We start from the raw sequence: 21,077 nt of genomic DNA on the forward strand, positions 1-21,077 counted from the left end.
TATCAGAATAAACAAAAACCAACATTAATATACCCGTATTCATAAGGTTTTAACCGAAATCACAGTTGTCTGTCTAAATAATGCTTCTCTTGCAGGCGTTTTAATCCTTTTTTGATTTTTTGGGCTCGTACTTCACCGATTCCCTCTACTTCATCTAATTCTTCTGCACTCGCCTCAATAATCCTTGGCAGGACTCCAAATGCTTCTACAACATTTTCAACAATCGGCATCGGAAGACGCGGTATCTTATTTAACAGCCTGTATCCTCTCGGCAATACATAATCATCAAGATTAGTAGAAGCAGGGTAACCGAGAAGCTTATACACAATGGAATCATCCAGCAGATCATAACTGGACATATCCTGCAGCTCCTTCAAGAGGACAAACGGATCTTTAATCTTTTCTTTTACATAGTCCTTAATAAATAAAGCGGCCTCTTCTTCCATATCCGTAATCAATTCAATGACTTGCAGTTTGATCAGATGCCCTTCTGTCCCCAGCTCTTTGATATACATATTAATTTCGTTTTTGATTCTCAGTACCATTTCATAACGATGCATGACAGACAAGACATCACTGAAGGTAACAAGTTCCTCAAACTCTAACGCGTTCAGTGCATTAATCGTTTTATCGAGGATTGTCTTATACTTTTCAAGTGTTTGAATGGCTTGGTTCGCCTTGGTTAAAATAAATCCTATGTCTTTTAGTGTATACTTCATGTTTTCCTGATATAACGTTATGACATTTCTTCTTTCAGAAATAGCGATTACAAGACAGCCAGTTTGCTTAGCTACTCTTTCGGCAGTTCTGTGCCGCATTCCTGTTTCTGATGAAGAAATTGTGGCATCCGGCATCAGCTGAGTATTCGCGTAGAGGATCTTTTGACCCGAATCACTTAAAATGATCGCTCCATCCATTTTAGCCAACTCATATAAATGCGCCGGAGAAAAAGCCGTGTTTATGTGAAAGCCGCCGTCCACCACTTCTTTTACTTTATCATTATATCCAACAACAATCAGACCGCCTGTATTTGCTCTCAAGACGTTTTCCATCCCCGCTCTGAGCGGTGTACCCGGAGCAACAAACTGCAATATAGATGACAGGTCTAACTCGTGTTTCGCCCCTTTTTTCTCTTTTTCCATCTATTATCCTCCTAATGAAGTACGAAGCGCTTCTGCAACATTTGCTACTCCGATAACCTCAATCCCTTTTGGTTTTGTCCATCCGTCCAGATTTGCCGCGGGTATGATCATGCGTTTAAAGCCAAGCTTTGCCGCTTCTTTCACACGCTGTTCAATTCTTGAAACCCGCCGGACTTCTCCGGTTAATCCCACTTCTCCAATAAAACAATCTGCAGGATTTGGAGGTGTGTCTCTAAAGCTTGATGCGATACTAATCACAATCGCAAGATCAATTGCCGGTTCATCAAGCTTAACGCCGCCAGCCACTTTCAAATAAGCATCCTGATTTTGCAGCAGCAGTCCAACTCTTTTTTCTAACACAGCCATTAACAGAGAAACCCTGTTATGGTCTATTCCCGTTGCCATACGCCTTGGGTTGCCAAAGCTTGTTGGCGAGATGAGCGCCTGAATTTCAACGAGAATCGGTCTAGTGCCCTCCATAGAGGCAGTGATACTCGAGCCTGCGGAACCAGCAGAGCGTTCTTCTAAGAAAATTTCCGAAGGATTCAAAACCTCAGTGAGCCCCTCTTCCCGCATTTCGAAAATGCCCATTTCGTTTGTAGATCCGAAACGGTTTTTTACAGCCCGCAAAATACGGAAAGTATGGTGGCGTTCTCCTTCAAAATATAAAACAGTGTCAACCATATGCTCCAACAGTCTCGGACCTGCAATAGACCCTTCTTTCGTCACGTGCCCTACGATAAAAATCGGAATACCTTTTGTTTTTGCGATTTTCATCAGCTCAGCAGTACATTCTCTGACCTGTGACACACTGCCTGGAGCCGATGTAATATCGCTTTGGTAAACCGTTTGAATAGAGTCAACAACGACAAACGCTGGATTCATCTCTTGTATAGCAGACGAAATATACTCCATATCGGTTTCAGATAAAACATGCAGTGACGGATTATTAATGCCCAGACGGTCTGCTCGCAGCTTCGTTTGCTTTACAGATTCTTCTCCCGAAATATACAGGACACTGTTTGATGAGCCTGATAATTGAGCGGAAACCTGCAGTAATAGCGTTGACTTTCCGATACCAGGATCACCGCCAATTAAAACGAGGGAGCCTTTAACGACACCTCCGCCGAGTACTCTGTTAAACTCGCCAAGCTGGGTTTTGACGCGGGGTTCTTCTGATGTTTCGATTGATGTAATAGGTGAAGGTTTCTGTACAGTTTGAACAGAATGAGAAAAAGCCGCTCTCCGATTGGCCGGTGCTTTTTTAATCATTTCTTCCACCATTGTATTCCAAGCACCGCAGCCCGGACATTTCCCCATCCATTTTGGAGACTCGTAGCCGCAGGATTGGCAGATGAATTTCGATTTTGTTTTAGCCATATATAGTGTAAGACCTCTCCCTTGTTCTATTTCTTGATATGAAAGTGAGGCATACACTTACATGCTGTATGCCTCATTTCCGTCTTCTATATTAATTCGTTTTAGCAGTCGTTTTTACGACAAATTCGCCATCTTCTACATCAAGAACAATATGCTGTCCTTTATGAATATTTCCTCTGAGGAGTTCTTCAGATAAACGATCCTCGACATGTTTTTGGATCGCTCTTCTTAACGGACGGGCACCGTATTCCAGGTCAACGCCCTCTTCCGCGACTTTCGCTTTTGCAGCATCTGTCAATTCGATAGAAAGATCTTGTTCTTTCAAGCGTTTCGTTAATTGATCAGACATTAATGACACAATTTCAGTAAGATGTTTTTTCTCAAGTGAATGGAAGACAATGATTTCATCGATACGGTTGATGAACTCAGGTCTGAACGCTCGTTTTAATTCACCCATCACTTTGTCTTTCATGTCTTTATGATTTTGAGTTTCATCCTGAACGTTAAAGCCGACATATTTATTGCGTTTCAGCTCACTTGCTCCGACGTTTGATGTCATGATCAGAATGGTATTGCGGAAATCGACTGTGCGTCCTTTAGAATCAGTCAATCGTCCGTCTTCAAGAACTTGCAGAAGGATATTGAAGACATCAGGGTGCGCTTTCTCGATCTCATCAAGAAGCACGACAGAGTAAGGTTTTCTTCTGACTTTCTCTGTCAATTGACCGCCTTCATCATATCCCACATACCCCGGAGGTGAACCAACAAGTCTTGAAGTTGAGTGTTTTTCCATGTATTCAGACATATCAATTCTGATCATGGATTCTTCATCACCAAAAATGGATTCAGCGAGTGCTCGTGCAAGCTCTGTTTTACCTACACCTGTAGGGCCTAAGAAAATGAATGAGCCGATTGGGCGTTTAGGATCTTTCAATCCTGCTCTCGCACGTCTGACGGCTTTTGCAACAGCTACAACTGCTTCATCCTGGCCGATGACGCGGGAATGAAGAATGTTTTCCATATTGAGAAGCTTATCAGTTTCAGTTTGGGCGATTTTAGATACAGGCACACCGGTCCAGCTGGATACAACCATCGCAATATCATCCACAGTAACCTCTGAGTTTTCCTGCCCTTGCTTCTCTTTCCATGATTTCTTCGTATCCTCTACTTGCTCGCGCAGGCGTTGTTCAGTATCACGCAAGGAAGCAGCTTTTTCAAACTCTTGGCTTTGCACTGCCGCATCCTTCTCTTTACGAACCTCATCAAGCTTCTGCTCAAGCTCTTTTAAGTTAGGAGGCGTTGTAAATGAGCGCAGTCTCACCTTTGAACCTGCTTCATCGATCAAGTCAATTGCTTTATCCGGAAGGAAGCGGTCAGAAATATATCTGTCAGAAAGCTTAACCGCAGCTTCAATGGCATCATCAGTGATAGAAACGCGGTGGTGGGCTTCGTATCTGTCACGCAGACCTTGTAAAATTTGAATACTTTCATCTACAGATGGCTGATCAACCTGAATCGGCTGAAAACGGCGTTCCAGTGCTGCATCTTTTTCAATATATTTACGGTACTCATCAAGAGTCGTTGCACCAATACATTGGAGTTCGCCACGAGCAAGTGAAGGTTTTAAAATATTAGATGCATCAATAGCACCTTCTGCTCCGCCTGCCCCGATTAATGTATGGAGCTCATCGATGAATAGAATGATATTTCCTGCCTGGCGAATTTCATCCATGACCTTCTTCAGGCGATCCTCAAATTCTCCGCGGTATTTTGTGCCGGCAACAACTGTTCCCATGTCTAATGTCATCACACGTTTATCACGCAAAATTTCGGGTACTTCATTATTGATAATTTGCTGTGCCAAACCTTCTGCGATAGCCGTTTTACCTACACCTGGTTCCCCAATGAGAACAGGGTTGTTTTTCGTTCTGCGGCTTAACACTTCAATGACACGCTGGATCTCCTTGCTTCTGCCGATTACAGGGTCAAGGCTGTCTTCCTTCGCAATAGCAGTTAAGTCTCTTGCCAAGCTGTCAAGAGTAGGCGTATTCGCATTGCTGTTTGTTCCTGCCGCTGATGATCCTGTTTCATTACTTCCTAGAAGCTGGAGCACCTGCTGTCTTGCTTTATTTAAGCTGACACCGAGATTATTCAGAACTCTCGCAGCAACACCTTCTCCTTCACGAATCAGACCAAGAAGAATATGTTCTGTTCCAACATAAGAATGACCGAGTTTTCTTGCCTCATCCATTGAAAGCTCAATGACTTTTTTAGCTCTAGGAGTATAATGAATCGTTTGAGACATTTCCTGCCCGCGCCCGATCAAACTTTCTACTTCTTTCTGAATTTTATCTGAACCGAGTCCAAGCGCTTGAAGAGCTTTAGCAGCAATGCCCTCTCCTTCTCTTACCAGTCCTAATAAAATATGCTCAGTGCCAATGTTATTATGACCTAACCGAAGTGCTTCTTCCTGTGCTAGCGCCAGTACTTTTTGAGCTCGTTCTGTAAATCTTCCAAACATCATATCGATTCATCCTCCTGTCTTTTCCCATTCATTTCTAAGTGAAGCCGTTCTCTGATGAGAGCCGCTCTTCGAATGTCCCTTTCGTTCGGACGCAAAGCGCCTCCCGAGTATTGCTGTAAAAATCCTGGCTGCGTCAAAATCATAAGTTCGTTAAGTATGTTGCTTGAAAGTCCTTTTATAATGCCTAGGTCTATGCCTAACCGAACATCTGAAAGGCACTTTGCAGTTTCTTTCGATTCTATCATCCGGCAATTAGACAAGACCCCATAAGACCGATATACCCGATCCTCAAGTTCGATTTTAGAAGTTTGATAAATCGCTTCTCGGGCAGATCGTTCTTGTTCAATCAACTGAGCAGCAACACTGTTAAGATCCTCTACAATATCCTGCTCTGACTTACCAAGCGTGATCTGATTTGAAATTTGAAAGATATTCCCTACTGCTTCGCTGCCTTCCCCATAAATTCCTCTAACAACTAAGCCTAATTGATTAATTGCCGGTATAATTCGATTTATTTGCCTAGTTAAAACCAGTGCCGGCAGATGCATCATGACCGAAGCCCTTAAACCTGTACCTACGTTTGTAGGACAGCTGGTTAAGTATCCTCTTTGCTCATTGAATGCATAATCAACTTTTTCTTCGATCCAGTCGTCGACCTGGTTTGCGGCTTTCATTGCTTCTAAAAGCTGAAATCCAGGGAAAAGACACTGAATTCTAATATGGTCCTCTTCATTTAGCATGACGCTTACTTCCTCATTTTCAGAAAGCAAACAGCCGCCAAAAGGAGACTCTGTCAGATTCGGACTGATTAGATGTTTTTCAACAAGTACACGCTTCTCTAAAGGCTGTGCATCATTCATTCTAATCAAAACAAATTTGCCGATTCCGGGAATTTCTTGCTCTGAAAACTGATCTTCAAATTGCTGTATGATGGATGAGGCTTCTTCATTGGAATACCGCGTAGGGAACCGAATATGCTCAAAGTTCCTTGCTAAACGTATGCGGCTGCTGAGTACAATGTCACTTTCAGGTCCTTTCTGCTTCATCCAACTGCTTAGTGCGTCCTGAATAAAATGCTTTAGCGACATTACTCCTGTTCCTCCTCACTATCTGTACTTTTGAGTGATTGTTCTAATGAACGAATTTGATCTCTTACATGAGCTGCATTTTCAAATTCTTCTTGATGGATTAAGGATTCTAATTCCTTTTTTAGCATATCAATCTGCCGTCTGACATGAAGATTGCCGCCTATTCGTTTCGGTATCTTACCTGCATGCACAGTGTTTCCGCTGTGCACTTTACGTAGGATTGGTGTAATGTTGCTATGAAATGTTTTGTAACATTCCGAACATCCAAAACGGCCAATTTTTCTGAATTGCTGAAAAGTCATTCCGCATTTCGGACAAGCAGATATTTGCTCCGAGTGACTGAACATTTGAGTTCCTGCATTTTGAAATGAAGAATCCATGTTCAGTAAACCCGAAAGTAAATTATGAATAGAGAAACCCTGATTTGCACTTATACCATATGAATCACTATTTTCTTTGGCACATTGTTCACAAATATGAACTTCTATTTTTTCTCCGTTAACAACCTTTGTAAAGTGAAAAGTGGCTGGTCTCTCGTGGCACTCTTGACAAATCAATCTTTTCACCCGCTTATTTTAATTTTAAAGAAGTCAGCATTGCCTTCATCATTCTCGCTCTTAATTCATCACGTTCAGGTAAGTCAATGTGTAAAACTGAGCGGTCCATTACACTGACCATCATTTTTGCTTCTCTTTCTGAAATTACCTTGTCTTCTAATAGCCTTAAAATAATGTCATCAGAGGCTGCTTGAGACAAATGGGTATTAATTTGAGAAATTATATTATTGATCAGGACAACTTCATTGTTCATTTTAATTTTAATGATTCTGATGTAACCGCCGCCCCCGCGTTTGCTCTCAACAATATATCCTCTTTCGCTTGTAAATCTGGTGTTGATGACATAATTTATTTGGGAAGGAACGCATTGAAATTTATCTGCAATTTCACTTCGTTTAATCTCTAAAATTTCCTTGCCATTTTGATCTAACACTCGTTTTAAATATTGTTCAATGATGTCAGAAATATTATGTCCCACTCAACCCCCTCCTTTACTGACTTTGACTATATTTGACTATAATCTTACTATAAGCCGTTTCTCGAGAATTTTCAACTTTCTCGCTCTATCCTTTATTATTTCCATTTTCCCGGTCCACAAAACCTGATTGCTGATTTAAAATTCGGTATAAAGTTATTATATTATACAGTTAAGTGGAATTTTATGATACCAATAAACCAAAATACAAAAAACCCAGCTCAATGAGCTGGGTTTAAGCTTGCTTGGCGGCGTCCTACTCTCACAGGGGGAAACCCCCGACTACCATCGGCGCTGAAGAGCTTAACTTCCGTGTTCGGTATGGGAACGGGTGTGACCTCTTCGCTATCGCCACCAAACAAATGCCTTCAGGATGAAGGTACTGGGCGTTTCTCACAGGATGTGAGAGCCCTTAGCGGAGTTTCCTTACCTTCCGCCTTTAGAGAGGTGTTCTCTCAAAACTAGATAACAGGTGTGACATCATTCAAAAATATGGTTAAGTCCTCGATCGATTAGTATCTGTCAGCTCCATGTGTCGCCACACTTCCACCTCAGACCTATCAACCTGATCATCTTTCAGGGATCTTACTTCCTTACGGAATGGGAAATCTCATCTTGAGGGGGGCTTCATGCTTAGATGCTTTCAGCACTTATCCCGTCCGCACATAGCTACCCAGCGATGCCCTTGGCAGAACAACTGGTACACCAGCGGTGCGTCCATCCCGGTCCTCTCGTACTAAGGACAGCTCCTCTCAAATTTCCTGCGCCCGCGACGGATAGGGACCGAACTGTCTCACGACGTTCTGAACCCAGCTCGCGTACCGCTTTAATGGGCGAACAGCCCAACCCTTGGGACCGACTACAGCCCCAGGATGCGATGAGCCGACATCGAGGTGCCAAACCTCCCCGTCGATGTGGACTCTTGGGGGAGATAAGCCTGTTATCCCCGGGGTAGCTTTTATCCGTTGAGCGATGGCCCTTCCATGCGGAACCACCGGATCACTAAGCCCGACTTTCGTCCCTGCTCGACTTGTAGGTCTCGCAGTCAAGCTCCCTTGTGCCTTTACACTCTGCGAATGATTTCCAACCATTCTGAGGGAACCTTTGGGCGCCTCCGTTACCTTTTAGGAGGCGACCGCCCCAGTCAAACTGCCCACCTGACACTGTCTCCCCGCCCGATAAGGGCGGCGGGTTAGAAGGTCAATACAGCCAGGGTAGTATCCCACCGATGCCTCCACCGAAGCTGGCGCTCCGGTTTCCAAGGCTCCTACCTATCCTGTACAAGCTGTACCAACATTCAATATCAGGCTGCAGTAAAGCTCCACGGGGTCTTTCCGTCCTGTCGCGGGTAACCTGCATCTTCACAGGTACTATAATTTCACCGAGTCTCTCGTTGAGACAGTGCCCAGATCGTTGCGCCTTTCGTGCGGGTCGGAACTTACCCGACAAGGAATTTCGCTACCTTAGGACCGTTATAGTTACGGCCGCCGTTTACTGGGGCTTCAATTCGCACCTTCGCTTACGCTAAGCGCTCCTCTTAACCTTCCAGCACCGGGCAGGCGTCAGCCCCTATACTTCGCCTTACGGCTTCGCAGAGACCTGTGTTTTTGCTAAACAGTCGCCTGGGCCTATTCACTGCGGCTCTCTCGGGCTTGCACCCTAACAGAGCACCCCTTCTCCCGAAGTTACGGGGTCATTTTGCCGAGTTCCTTAACGAGAGTTCTCTCGATCACCTTAGGATTCTCTCCTCGCCTACCTGTGTCGGTTTGCGGTACGGGCACCTCTCACCTCGCTAGAGGCTTTTCTTGGCAGTGTGGAATCAGGAACTTCGCTACTATATTTCGCTCGCCATCACAGCTCAGCCTTATGGGAAACGGATTTGCCTATTTCCCAGCCTAACTGCTTGGACGCGGATATCCAATACCGCGCTTACCCTATCCTCCTGCGTCCCCCCATTGCTCAAATGGTGAGGAGGTGGTACAGGAATATCAACCTGTTGTCCATCGCCTACGCCTTTCGGCCTCGGCTTAGGTCCCGACTAACCCTGAGCGGACGAGCCTTCCTCAGGAAACCTTAGGCATTCGGTGGAGGGGATTCTCACCCCTCTTTCGCTACTCATACCGGCATTCTCACTTCTAAGCGCTCCACCAGTCCTTCCGGTCTGGCTTCACAGCCCTTAGAACGCTCTCCTACCACTGTTCGAAGAACAGTCCGCAGCTTCGGTGATACGTTTAGCCCCGGTACATTTTCGGCGCAGAGTCACTCGACCAGTGAGCTATTACGCACTCTTTAAATGGTGGCTGCTTCTAAGCCAACATCCTGGTTGTCTAAGCAACTCCACATCCTTTTCCACTTAACGTATACTTTGGGACCTTAGCTGGCGGTCTGGGCTGTTTCCCTTTCGACTACGGATCTTATCACTCGCAGTCTGACTCCCAAGGATAAGTCATTGGCATTCGGAGTTTGACTGAATTCGGTAACCCGGTAGGGGCCCCTAGTCCAATCAGTGCTCTACCTCCAAGACTCTTACCTTGAGGCTAGCCCTAAAGCTATTTCGGAGAGAACCAGCTATCTCCAGGTTCGATTGGCATTTCACCCCTACCCACACCTCATCCCCGCACTTTTCAACGTGCGTGGGTTCGGGCCTCCATTCAGTGTTACCTGAACTTCACCCTGGACATGGGTAGATCACCTGGTTTCGGGTCTACGACCACGTACTCATGCGCCCTATTCAGACTCGCTTTCGCTGCGGCTCCGCATCTTCTGCTTAACCTTGCACGGGATCGTAACTCGCCGGTTCATTCTACAAAAGGCACGCCATCACCCGTTAACGGGCTCTGACTACTTGTAGGCACACGGTTTCAGGATCTCTTTCACTCCCCTTCCGGGGTGCTTTTCACCTTTCCCTCACGGTACTGGTTCACTATCGGTCACTAGGGAGTATTTAGCCTTGGGAGATGGTCCTCCCGGATTCCGACGGAATTTCACGTGTTCCGCCGTACTCAGGATCCACTCAGGAGAGAACGAAGTTTTGACTACAGGGCTGTTACCTCCTATGGCGGGCCTTTCCAGACCTCTTCATCTACCTCGTTCCTTTGTAACTCCGTACAGAGTGTCCTACAACCCCAAGAGGCAAGCCTCTTGGTTTGGGCTAATCCCGTTTCGCTCGCCGCTACTCAGGGAATCGCATTTGCTTTCTCTTCCTCCGGGTACTTAGATGTTTCAGTTCCCCGGGTCTGCCTTCTCATATCCTATGAATTCAGATATGGATACCACTCCATTACGAGTGGTGGGTTTCCCCATTCGGAAATCTCCGGATCAAAGCTTGCTTACAGCTCCCCGAAGCATATCGGTGTTCGTCCCGTCCTTCATCGGCTCCTAGTGCCAAGGCATCCACCGTGCGCCCTTTCTAACTTAACCGTTAAAAAGAATCACTATGTGATATCTTGTGTTACTAATTGAATGTGATGTCTACTGTTATCTAGTTTTCAAAGAACACGTTTCGAAGGAATGATCCTTCAAAACTAAACAAGACAGAGAACGTTCTGTTTATAAGACCCAAGGTCTTATATTCCGTATAATATCCTTAGAAAGGAGGTGATCCAGCCGCACCTTCCGATACGGCTACCTTGTTACGACTTCACCCCAATCATCTGTCCCACCTTCGGCGGCTGGCTCCTAAAAGGTTACCTCACCGACTTCGGGTGTTACAAACTCTCGTGGTGTGACGGGCGGTGTGTACAAGGCCCGGGAACGTATTCACCGCGGCATGCTGATCCGCGATTACTAGCGATTCCAGCTTCACGCAGTCGAGTTGCAGACTGCGATCCGAACTGAGAACAGATTTGTGGGATTGGCTTAACCTCGCGGTTTCGCTGCCCTTTGTTCTGTCCATTGTAGCACGTGTGTAGCCCAGGTCATAAGGGGCATGATGATTTGACGTCATCCCCACCTTCCTCCGGTTTGTCACCGGCAGTCACCTTAGAGTGCCCAACTGAATGCTGGCAACTAAGATCAAGGGTTGCGCTCGTTGCGGGACTTAACCCAACATCTCACGACACGAGCTGACGACAACCATGCACCACCTGTCACTCTGCCCCCGAAGGGGACGTCCTATCTCTAGGATTGTCAGAGGATGTCAAGACCTGGTAAGGTTCTTCGCGTTGCTTCGAATTAAACCACATGCTCCACCGCTTGTGCGGGCCCCCGTCAATTCCTTTGAGTTTCAGTCTTGCGACCGTACTCCCCAGGCGGAGTGCTTAATGCGTTAGCTGCAGCACTAAGGGGCGGAAACCCCCTAACACTTAGCACTCATCGTTTACGGCGTGGACTACCAGGGTATCTAATCCTGTTCGCTCCCCACGCTTTCGCTCCTCAGCGTCAGTTACAGACCAGAGAGTCGCCTTCGCCACTGGTGTTCCTCCACATCTCTACGCATTTCACCGCTACACGTGGAATTCCACTCTCCTCTTCTGCACTCAAGTTCCCCAGTTTCCAATGACCCTCCCCGGTTGAGCCGGGGGCTTTCACATCAGACTTAAGAAACCGCCTGCGAGCCCTTTACGCCCAATAATTCCGGACAACGCTTGCCACCTACGTATTACCGCGGCTGCTGGCACGTAGTTAGCCGTGGCTTTCTGGTTAGGTACCGTCAAGGTACCGCCCTATTCGAACGGTACTTGTTCTTCCCTAACAACAGAGCTTTACGATCCGAAAACCTTCATCACTCACGCGGCGTTGCTCCGTCAGACTTTCGTCCATTGCGGAAGATTCCCTACTGCTGCCTCCCGTAGGAGTCTGGGCCGTGTCTCAGTCCCAGTGTGGCCGATCACCCTCTCAGGTCGGCTACGCATCGTCGCCTTGGTGAGCCGTTACCTCACCAACTAGCTAATGCGCCGCGGGTCCATCTGTAAGTGGTAGCCGAAGCCACCTTTTATGTTTGAACCATGCGATTCAAACAACCATCCGGTATTAGCCCCGGTTTCCCGGAGTTATCCCAGTCTTACAGGCAGGTTACCCACGTGTTACTCACCCGTCCGCCGCTAACATCAGGGAGCAAGCTCCCATCTGTCCGCTCGACTTGCATGTATTAGGCACGCCGCCAGCGTTCGTCCTGAGCCAGGATCAAACTCTCCGATAAAGTAGTTTGACTGACTACGCACATTGCTGTGCGATTTTTAAAAACTGAATTAACAGGTACGTTTTGTCTTGTTTAGTTTTCAAAGATCATTTTGTTTGTCCGCTTTGTTAAAGCAACTTTATTAGTATACAACGTCACTTCTTCAAAGTCAATAACTTTTTTAAAAAACTTTTGGTGGAGCCTAGCGGGATCGAACCGCTGACCTCCTGCGTGCAAAGCAGGCGCTCTCCCAGCTGAGCTAAGGCCCCATAAAAAATGGTCGGGAAGACAGGATTCGAACCTGCGACCCCATGGTCCCAAACCATGTGCTCTACCAAGCTGAGCTACTTCCCGATTTCCTATCTATTCTATTAAAAGATATGGCGCGCCCGAGAGGAGTCGAACCCCTAACCTTTTGATCCGTAGTCAAACGCTCTATCCAATTGAGCTACGGGCGCAAAACATAATGCCGAGGGCCGGACTTGAACCGGCACGGTAGTCACCTACCGCAGGATTTTAAGTCCTGTGTGTCTGCCAATTCCACCACCCCGGCGTGGATGGTATAGTTGGAGCGGAAGACGGGATTCGAACCCGCGACCCCCACCTTGGCAAGGTGGTGTTCTACCACTGAACTACTTCCGCAGACAGGATGTCCAGTTTTTCTAACTGTTATCCTATATAATGCGGGTGAAGGGACTTGAACCCCCACGTCATAAAGACACTAGATCCTAAGTCTAGCGCGTCTGCCAATTCCGCCACACCCGCGTAAAATGGTGAGCCATGAAGGACTCGAACCTTCGACCCTCTGATTAAAAGTCAGATGCTCTACCAACTGAGCTAATGGCTCTTCTACAAGAGACTTGAGTATTATATCATATAAAAGTGGTGCCGGCAAGAGGACTTGAACCCCCAACCTACTGATTACAAGTCAGTTGCTCTACCAATTGAGCTACACCGGCATAATGGTGGAGGATGACGGGCTCGAACCGCCGACCCTCTGCTTGTAAGGCAGATGCTCTCCCAGCTGAGCTAATCCTCCATAATTGCACTAACGTGCAATTGCTTGGCGGCGTCCTACTCTCACAGGGGGAACCCCCCGACTACCATCGGCGCTGAAGAGCTTAACTTCCGTGTTCGGTATGGGAACGGGTGTGACCTCTTCGCTATCGCCACCAAACAAATTGAGAGTGTTCTCTCAAAACTAGATAACAGGTGTGACATCATTCAAAATATGGTTAAGTCCTCGATCGATTAGTATCTGTCAGCTCCATGTGTCGCCACACTTCCACCTCAGACCTATCAACCTGATCATCTTTCAGGGATCTTACTTCCTTGCGGAATGGGAAATCTCATCTTGAGGGGGGCTTCATGCTTAGATGCTTTCAGCACTTATCCCGTCCGCACATAGCTACCCAGCGATGCCCTTGGCAGAACAACTGGTACACCAGCGGTGCGTCCATCCCGGTCCTCTCGTACTAAGGACAGCTCCTCTCAAATTTCCTGCGCCCGCGACGGATAGGGACCGAACTGTCTCACGACGTTCTGAACCCAGCTCGCGTACCGCTTTAATGGGCGAACAGCCCAACCCTTGGGACCGACTACAGCCCCAGGATGCGATGAGCCGACATCGAGGTGCCAAACCTCCCCGTCGATGTGGACTCTTGGGGGAGATAAGCCTGTTATCCCCGGGGTAGCTTTTATCCGTTGAGCGATGGCCCTTCCATGCGGAACCACCGGATCACTAAGCCCGACTTTCGTCCCTGCTCGACTTGTAGGTCTCGCAGTCAAGCTCCCTTGTGCCTTTACACTCTGCGAATGATTTCCAACCATTCTGAGGGAACCTTTGGGCGCCTCCGTTACCTTTTAGGAGGCGACCGCCCCAGTCAAACTGCCCACCTGACACTGTCTCCCCGCCCGATAAGGGCGGCGGGTTAGAAGGTCAATACAGCCAGGGTAGTATCCCACCGATGCCTCCACCGAAGCTGGCGCTCCGGTTTCCAAGGCTCCTACCTATCCTGTACAAGCTGTACCAACATTCAATATCAGGCTGCAGTAAAGCTCCACGGGGTCTTTCCGTCCTGTCGCGGGTAACCTGCATCTTCACAGGTACTATAATTTCACCGAGTCTCTCGTTGAGACAGTGCCCAGATCGTTGCGCCTTTCGTGCGGGTCGGAACTTACCCGACAAGGAATTTCGCTACCTTAGGACCGTTATAGTTACGGCCGCCGTTTACTGGGGCTTCAATTCGCACCTTCGCTTACGCTAAGCGCTCCTCTTAACCTTCCAGCACCGGGCAGGCGTCAGCCCCTATACTTCGCCTTACGGCTTCGCAGAGACCTGTGTTTTTGCTAAACAGTCGCCTGGGCCTATTCACTGCGGCTCTCTCGGGCTTGCACCCTAACAGAGCACCCCTTCTCCCGAAGTTACGGGGTCATTTTGCCGAGTTCCTTAACGAGAGTTCTCTCGATCACCTTAGGATTCTCTCCTCGCCTACCTGTGTCGGTTTGCGGTACGGGCACCTCTCACCTCGCTAGAGGCTTTTCTTGGCAGTGTGGAATCAGGAACTTCGCTACTATATTTCGCTCGCCATCACAGCTCAGCCTTATGGGAAACGGATTTGCCTATTTCCCAGCCTAACTGCTTGGACGCGGATATCCAATACCGCGCTTACCCTATCCTCCTGCGTCCCCCCATTGCTCAAATGGTGAGGAGGTGGTACAGGAATATCAACCTGTTGTCCATCGCCTACGCCTTTCGGCCTCGGCTTAGGTCCCGACTAACCCTGAGCGGACGAGCCTTCCTCAGGAAACCTTAGGCATTCGGTGGAGGGGATTCTCACCCCTCTTTCGCTACTCATACCGGCATTCTCACTTCTAAGCGCTCCACCAGTCCTTCCGGTCTGGCTTCACAGCCCTTAGAACGCTCTCCTACCACTGTTCGAAGAACAGTCCGCAGCTTCGGTGATACGTTTAGCCCCGGTACATTTTCGGCGCAGAGTCACTCGACCAGTGAGCTATTACGCACTCTTTAAATGGTGGCTGCTTCTAAGCCAACATCCTGGTTGTCTAAGCAACTCCACATCCTTTTCCACTTAACGTATACTTTGGGACCTTAGCTGGCGGTCTGGGCTGTTTCCCTTTCGACTACGGATCTTATCACTCGCAGTCTGACTCCCAAGGATAAGTCATTGGCATTCGGAGTTTGACTGAATTCGGTAACCCGGTAGGGGCCCCTAGTCCAATCAGTGCTCTACCTCCAAGACTCTTACCTTGAGGCTAGCCCTAAAGCTATTTCGGAGAGAACCAGCTATCTCCAGGTTCGATTGGCATTTCACCCCTACCCACACCTCATCCCCGCACTTTTCAACGTGCGTGGGTTCGGGCCTCCATTCAGTGTTACCTGAACTTCACCCTGGACATGGGTAGATCACCTGGTTTCGGGTCTACGACCACGTACTCATGCGCCCTATTCAGACTCGCTTTCGCTGCGGCTCCGCATCTTCTGCTTAACCTTGCACGGGATCGTAACTCGCCGGTTCATTCTACAAAAGGCACGCCATCACCCGTTAACGGGCTCTGACTACTTGTAGGCACACGGTTTCAGGATCTCTTTCACTCCCCTTCCGGGGTGCTTTTCACCTTTCCCTCACGGTACTGGTTCACTATCGGTCACTAGGGAGTATTTAGCCTTGGGAGATGGTCCTCCCGGATTCCGACGGAATTTCACGTGTTCCGCCGTACTCAGGATCCACTCAGGAGAGAACGAAGTTTTGACTACAGGGCTGTTACCTCCTATGGCGGGCCTTTCCAGACCTCTTCATCTACCTCGTTCCTTTGTAACTCCGTACAGAGTGTCCTACAACCCCAAGAGGCAAGCCTCTTGGTTTGGGCTAATCCCGTTTCGCTCGCCGCTACTCAGGGAATCGCATTTGCTTTCTCTTCCTCCGGGTACTTAGATGTTTCAGTTCCCCGGGTCTGCCTTCTCATATCCTATGAATTCAGATATGGATACCACTCCATTACGAGTGGTGGGTTTCCCCATTCGGAAATCTCCGGATCAAAGCTTGCTTACAGCTCCCCGAAGCATATCGGTGTTCGTCCCGTCCTTCATCGGCTCCTAGTGCCAAGGCATCCACCGTGCGCCCTTTCTAACTTAACCGTTAAAAAGAATCACTATGTGATATCTTGTGTTACTAATTGAATGTGATGTCTACTGTTATCTAGTTTTCAAAGAACACGTTTCGAAGGAATGATCCTTCAAAACTAAACAAGACAGAGAACGTTCTGTTTATAAGACCCAAGGTCTTATATTCCGTATAATATCCTTAGAAAGGAGGTGATCCAGCCGCACCTTCCGATACGGCTACCTTGTTACGACTTCACCCCAATCATCTGTCCCACCTTCGGCGGCTGGCTCCTAAAAGGTTACCTCACCGACTTCGGGTGTTACAAACTCTCGTGGTGTGACGGGCGGTGTGTACAAGGCCCGGGAACGTATTCACCGCGGCATGCTGATCCGCGATTACTAGCGATTCCAGCTTCACGCAGTCGAGTTGCAGACTGCGATCCGAACTGAGAACAGATTTGTGGGATTGGCTTAACCTCGCGGTTTCGCTGCCCTTTGTTCTGTCCATTGTAGCACGTGTGTAGCCCAGGTCATAAGGGGCATGATGATTTGACGTCATCCCCACCTTCCTCCGGTTTGTCACCGGCAGTCACCTTAGAGTGCCCAACTGAATGCTGGCAACTAAGATCAAGGGTTGCGCTCGTTGCGGGACTTAACCCAACATCTCACGACACGAGCTGACGACAACCATGCACCACCTGTCACTCTGCCCCCGAAGGGGACGTCCTATCTCTAGGATTGTCAGAGGATGTCAAGACCTGGTAAGGTTCTTCGCGTTGCTTCGAATTAAACCACATGCTCCACCGCTTGTGCGGGCCCCCGTCAATTCCTTTGAGTTTCAGTCTTGCGACCGTACTCCCCAGGCGGAGTGCTTAATGCGTTAGCTGCAGCACTAAGGGGCGGAAACCCCCTAACACTTAGCACTCATCGTTTACGGCGTGGACTACCAGGGTATCTAATCCTGTTCGCTCCCCACGCTTTCGCTCCTCAGCGTCAGTTACAGACCAGAGAGTCGCCTTCGCCACTGGTGTTCCTCCACATCTCTACGCATTTCACCGCTACACGTGGAATTCCACTCTCCTCTTCTGCACTCAAGTTCCCCAGTTTCCAATGACCCTCCCCGGTTGAGCCGGGGGCTTTCACATCAGACTTAAGAAACCGCCTGCGAGCCCTTTACGCCCAATAATTCCGGACAACGCTTGCCACCTACGTATTACCGCGGCTGCTGGCACGTAGTTAGCCGTGGCTTTCTGGTTAGGTACCGTCAAGGTGCCGCCCTATTCGAACGGTACTTGTTCTTCCCTAACAACAGAGCTTTACGATCCGAAAACCTTCATCACTCACGCGGCGTTGCTCCGTCAGACTTTCGTCCATTGCGGAAGATTCCCTACTGCTGCCTCCCGTAGGAGTCTGGGCCGTGTCTCAGTCCCAGTGTGGCCGATCACCCTCTCAGGTCGGCTACGCATCGTTGCCTTGGTGAGCCATTACCTCACCAACTAGCTAATGCGCCGCGGGTCCATCTGTAAGTGGTAGCCGAAGCCACCTTTTATGTTTGAACCATGCGGTTCAAACAACCATCCGGTATTAGCCCCGGTTTCCCGGAGTTATCCCAGTCTTACAGGCAGGTTACCCACGTGTTACTCACCCGTCCGCCGCTAACATCAGGGAGCAAGCTCCCATCTGTCCGCTCGACTTGCATGTATTAGGCACGCCGCCAGCGTTCGTCCTGAGCCAGGATCAAACTCTCCGATAAAGTAGTTTGACTGACTACGCACATCGCTGTGCGATTTTTAAAAACTGAATTAACAGGTACGTTTTGTCTTGTTTAGTTTTCAAAGATCATTTTGTTCACTTCGTTCAAGCGACTTTATTATTATAACTCGTTGACTCAGTGAAGTCAATAACTTTTTTTGAAGTTCTTTTTTTCGTTATCGCCTTGTTTAGCGGCAACGAATAATAATATACCACCTAGTAAATAATAGTGCAATAGTTTTTTTGAAGAAATACTAAGGAATTTAAAAAGAGCGGCATCCTTTCCCTATGGAGGATACCGCTCTTCTTTATTAGCGTTGTCTCATTTGCGGGAATAACAGCACATCGCGAATAGAAGGGGCATTCGTCAGCAGCATAACCAGACGGTCGATACCGATGCCTAAACCTCCTGTTGGCGGCATACCGTATTCCAGAGCTTCAACAAAGTCTTCATCCATTAGATGAGCTTCATCATTACCGGCTTCACGCTCTTTTAATTGCGCTTCAAAGCGTTCTCTTTGATCAATAGGATCATTCAGCTCTGTAAACGCGTTGGCATGTTCACGGCCAACGATAAACAGCTCAAAACGGTCTGTAAAACGCGGGTCCTCAGGGTTTTTCTTAGCAAGAGGAGAAATTTCTACAGGATGCCCGTAAATAAACGTTGGCTGAATAAGCGTTTCTTCAATTTTTTGTTCGAAGAATTCGTTGATGATATGGCCTACTGTCATAGAGTCTTTAATTTCTACTCCATGTTCTTTTGCATATTCACGCGCCTGTTCAACAGTAACCTCTTCCCAGAAATCAACGCCGGTCGCTTCTTTGACTGCGTCAACCATATGGATTCTTTTCCACTCCGGTTTAAGGTCGATTTGCTCTTCCCCGTATTGAATCGTAGTTGTGCCAAGCACTTCTTGGGCGATATGAGCGACAAGGTTTTCAGTTAAGCTCATGATATCTTTATAGTCCGCATATGCTTCATATAACTCAATCATTGTAAATTCAGGGTTATGGCGTGTAGAGACACCTTCGTTACGGAAAACACGGCCGATTTCATATACTTTTTCTAAACCGCCGACAATTAGACGTTTTAGGTGCAGTTCGATAGCAATACGCATATAGAGTGGAATGTCTAACGCGTTGTGGTGAGTGATAAACGGACGTGCAGAAGCTCCCCCAGGAATGCTGTGCATTGTAGGTGTTTCTACTTCTAAGTATCCATGATCATCAAGGTATCTTCTCATAGCTTGAATGATCTTGCTTCGTGTAATAAACGTATGTTTGCTGTCTGGGTTTACGATAAGATCCAGGTAGCGCTGACGGTAGCGCTGCTCAACGTCTTTTAAACCATGGTATTTGTCAGGAAGCGGACGAAGCGCTTTTGTCAGCAATTCAAAGGAAGTTGCTTTAACAGACAATTCGCCTACATTTGTTTTGAAGACTTTTCCGGTTACGCCGATAAGATCACCGAGGTCAGAAGACTTGAAGATTTCATATTGGTCGTCACCGACACTGTCTTTTCTTACGTAGATTTGGATTTGGCCTTCTAAATCCTGAAGATGGGCAAAGCCGGCTTTTCCTTTGCCGCGTTTTGTCATCATGCGGCCTGCGATTGTAACTTCAATCGCTTTTTCTTCTAACTCTTCTTTGGTTAGATCTTGATATGCCGAAATAACTTCTTGAGACTGATGAGTTCTTTCAAAACGTGCGCCGAATGGATCGATGCCGTTATCTCTCAGCTGATTCATTTTATCGCGTCTGACTTGCAGCTGATCATTCAATTCTTCATGGTTATGCTCTTCTTGACTCATTGTTATCACTCCATTACAGATATTGTTTCATGAAAAAAGCAGAAAAACTGCCAGCGTAAAACTAGCAGTGAGCAGCAAATAGAGGTGAGTATTATCCTACTTTTGCATTTTGAAGCTCTTTTGCCTCAACTTCAACCGTAAATGCATCTAAAAGCTGTACAAACTCTTCTCTCGTCTCGCAATGATTGATTTCATTACGAACGTTCGCATTGCCTTTCACGCCTTTCAGATACCATGCAGCGTGCTTTCTCATTTCTCTTACCGCTACGTTTTCACCTTTTAAGTCAATCAGGCGGTCAAGATGCAGTTTGCATACGGCCATTTTTTCGCGTACTTGCGGCTCTTCTTTTAATTTACCTGTTTCAAGATACTGAACCGTACGGTAAATCATCCACGGGTTACCCAATGCAGCGCGTCCGATCATGACCCCGTCTACTCCTGTCTCATCGAGCATACGCTTAGCATCCTGCGGTGTCTTAACATCGCCGTTTCCGATAACCGGAATCGATACTGATTGTTTTACTTCTTTGATGATATCCCAGTTTGCCGTTCCTTCGTACATCTGCACTCTCGTACGGCCGTGAAGCGCCACTGCTTTACCGCCCGCACGTTCTACAGCCTGTGCATTTTTCACTGCGAAAATGTGGTCTTCATCCCAGCCCATTCTCATTTTCACTGTAACTGGCTTATTAACAGCATCCACTACTGCAGAAACCATTTCGTAAATCTTATCAGGATCGAGAAGCCATTTGGCTCCCGCATCGCATTTTGTAATCTTCGGCACGGGACATCCCATGTTAATATCAATGATATCAGCAGTTGTGTTTTGGTCTACAAACTTCGCCGCTTCCACAAGGGTTTCCTTTTTTCCTCCGAAAATTTGAAGGCTCAGTGGTTTCTCACGTTCATCAATATAAAGCATACCCATTGTTCTTGCATTGTTGTAAAGGATCGCTTTGTCACTGACCATTTCAGCGCATACCAATCCGGCTCCGAATTCCTTTACAGTCAATCTGAACGCAGAGTTGCAGACACCAGCCATAGGTGCGAGCACAACCCGGTTTTTCAATTGAATATCTCCAATTTTGAACAATTTTTCTCCT

At 47.5% G+C, this 21,077-nt stretch carries 8 protein-coding genes, 9 tRNA genes and 6 rRNA genes; all 23 read right to left on the reverse strand.

Annotation, left to right across the window (positions count from 1 at the left end; all coding sequences use genetic code 11):
- Positions 1–59: 59 nt before the first annotated feature.
- The 23 genes from disA to dusB all read right to left on the reverse strand — a co-directional run bounded on the left by disA (position 60) and on the right by dusB (position 21,067).
- Positions 60–1,142 carry a DNA integrity scanning diadenylate cyclase DisA gene (gene disA / locus PUN35_RS14290; RefSeq protein WP_003225736.1) on the reverse strand — a complete coding sequence of 361 codons (1,083 nt, stop codon included), beginning with the start codon at positions 1,140–1,142 and terminating at the stop codon, positions 60–62.
- Between the two features lie 3 nt (positions 1,143–1,145).
- Positions 1,146–2,522, reverse strand: a complete 1,377-nt coding sequence (gene radA / locus PUN35_RS14295; protein ID WP_014475593.1) for a DNA repair protein RadA — start codon at positions 2,520–2,522, stop codon at positions 1,146–1,148.
- Positions 2,523–2,613: 91 nt separating this feature from the next.
- Positions 2,614–5,046, reverse strand: coding sequence for an ATP-dependent protease ATP-binding subunit ClpC (clpC, locus tag PUN35_RS14300; RefSeq protein ID WP_014475592.1), 2,433 nt, complete (start codon positions 5,044–5,046; stop codon positions 2,614–2,616).
- Complete coding sequence (locus tag PUN35_RS14305; protein WP_003235007.1) at positions 5,043–6,134, reverse strand: protein-arginine kinase McsB; 1,092 nt, start codon at positions 6,132–6,134, stop codon at positions 5,043–5,045. The genes clpC and PUN35_RS14305 overlap by 4 nt, the downstream gene beginning before the upstream one ends.
- On the reverse strand, positions 6,134–6,691 hold the full coding sequence (gene mcsA, locus PUN35_RS14310; RefSeq protein ID WP_015252993.1) for a protein-arginine kinase activator protein McsA: 558 nt from the start codon (positions 6,689–6,691) through the stop codon (positions 6,134–6,136). The genes PUN35_RS14305 and mcsA overlap by 1 nt, the downstream gene beginning before the upstream one ends.
- Positions 6,692–6,704: 13 nt before the next feature.
- Complete coding sequence (gene ctsR, locus PUN35_RS14315) at positions 6,705–7,169, reverse strand: transcriptional regulator CtsR (protein WP_003225724.1); 465 nt, start codon at positions 7,167–7,169, stop codon at positions 6,705–6,707.
- A 240-nt stretch (positions 7,170–7,409) separates the two neighbouring features.
- Positions 7,410–7,525 (reverse strand): 5S ribosomal RNA (gene rrf, locus PUN35_RS14320).
- A 133-nt stretch (positions 7,526–7,658) separates the two neighbouring features.
- Positions 7,659–10,586 (reverse strand): 23S ribosomal RNA (locus tag PUN35_RS14325).
- 170 nt (positions 10,587–10,756) lie between these two features.
- Positions 10,757–12,306: ribosomal RNA gene (locus tag PUN35_RS14330) — 16S ribosomal RNA — on the reverse strand.
- 172 nt (positions 12,307–12,478) lie between these two features.
- Positions 12,479–12,554, reverse strand: a tRNA-Ala gene (locus tag PUN35_RS14335).
- A gap of 8 nt (positions 12,555–12,562) precedes the next feature.
- Positions 12,563–12,639, reverse strand: a tRNA-Pro gene (locus PUN35_RS14340).
- Positions 12,640–12,666: 27 nt separating this feature from the next.
- Positions 12,667–12,743, reverse strand: a tRNA-Arg gene (locus tag PUN35_RS14345).
- A 9-nt stretch (positions 12,744–12,752) separates the two neighbouring features.
- A tRNA-Leu gene (locus tag PUN35_RS14350) sits at positions 12,753–12,838 on the reverse strand.
- A 14-nt stretch (positions 12,839–12,852) separates the two neighbouring features.
- Positions 12,853–12,927, reverse strand: a tRNA-Gly gene (locus PUN35_RS14355).
- A 40-nt stretch (positions 12,928–12,967) separates the two neighbouring features.
- Positions 12,968–13,050, reverse strand: a tRNA-Leu gene (locus PUN35_RS14360).
- A gap of 6 nt (positions 13,051–13,056) precedes the next feature.
- A tRNA-Lys gene (locus tag PUN35_RS14365) sits at positions 13,057–13,132 on the reverse strand.
- A 36-nt stretch (positions 13,133–13,168) separates the two neighbouring features.
- A tRNA-Thr gene (locus PUN35_RS14370) sits at positions 13,169–13,244 on the reverse strand.
- A 4-nt stretch (positions 13,245–13,248) separates the two neighbouring features.
- A tRNA-Val gene (locus PUN35_RS14375) sits at positions 13,249–13,324 on the reverse strand.
- Between the two features lie 22 nt (positions 13,325–13,346).
- Positions 13,347–13,462: ribosomal RNA gene (rrf, locus tag PUN35_RS14380) — 5S ribosomal RNA — on the reverse strand.
- 54 nt (positions 13,463–13,516) lie between these two features.
- Positions 13,517–16,444, reverse strand: a 23S ribosomal RNA gene (locus PUN35_RS14385).
- A gap of 170 nt (positions 16,445–16,614) precedes the next feature.
- Positions 16,615–18,164: ribosomal RNA gene (locus PUN35_RS14390) — 16S ribosomal RNA — on the reverse strand.
- Together the 16S, 23S and 5S rRNA genes with 9 tRNA genes alongside form the textbook arrangement of a ribosomal RNA operon.
- 310 nt (positions 18,165–18,474) lie before the next feature.
- Positions 18,475–19,974, reverse strand: a complete 1,500-nt coding sequence (lysS, locus tag PUN35_RS14395) for a lysine--tRNA ligase (RefSeq protein ID WP_003226674.1) — start codon at positions 19,972–19,974, stop codon at positions 18,475–18,477.
- 91 nt (positions 19,975–20,065) lie between these two features.
- Positions 20,066–21,067, reverse strand: coding sequence for a tRNA dihydrouridine synthase DusB (gene dusB, locus PUN35_RS14400; protein WP_003243741.1), 1,002 nt, complete (start codon positions 21,065–21,067; stop codon positions 20,066–20,068).
- Positions 21,068–21,077 lie beyond the last annotated feature (10 nt).

This window comes from Bacillus sp. N3378-2at, from assembly GCF_033412715.1.
Classification (GTDB): domain Bacteria; phylum Bacillota; class Bacilli; order Bacillales; family Bacillaceae; genus Bacillus; species Bacillus subtilis.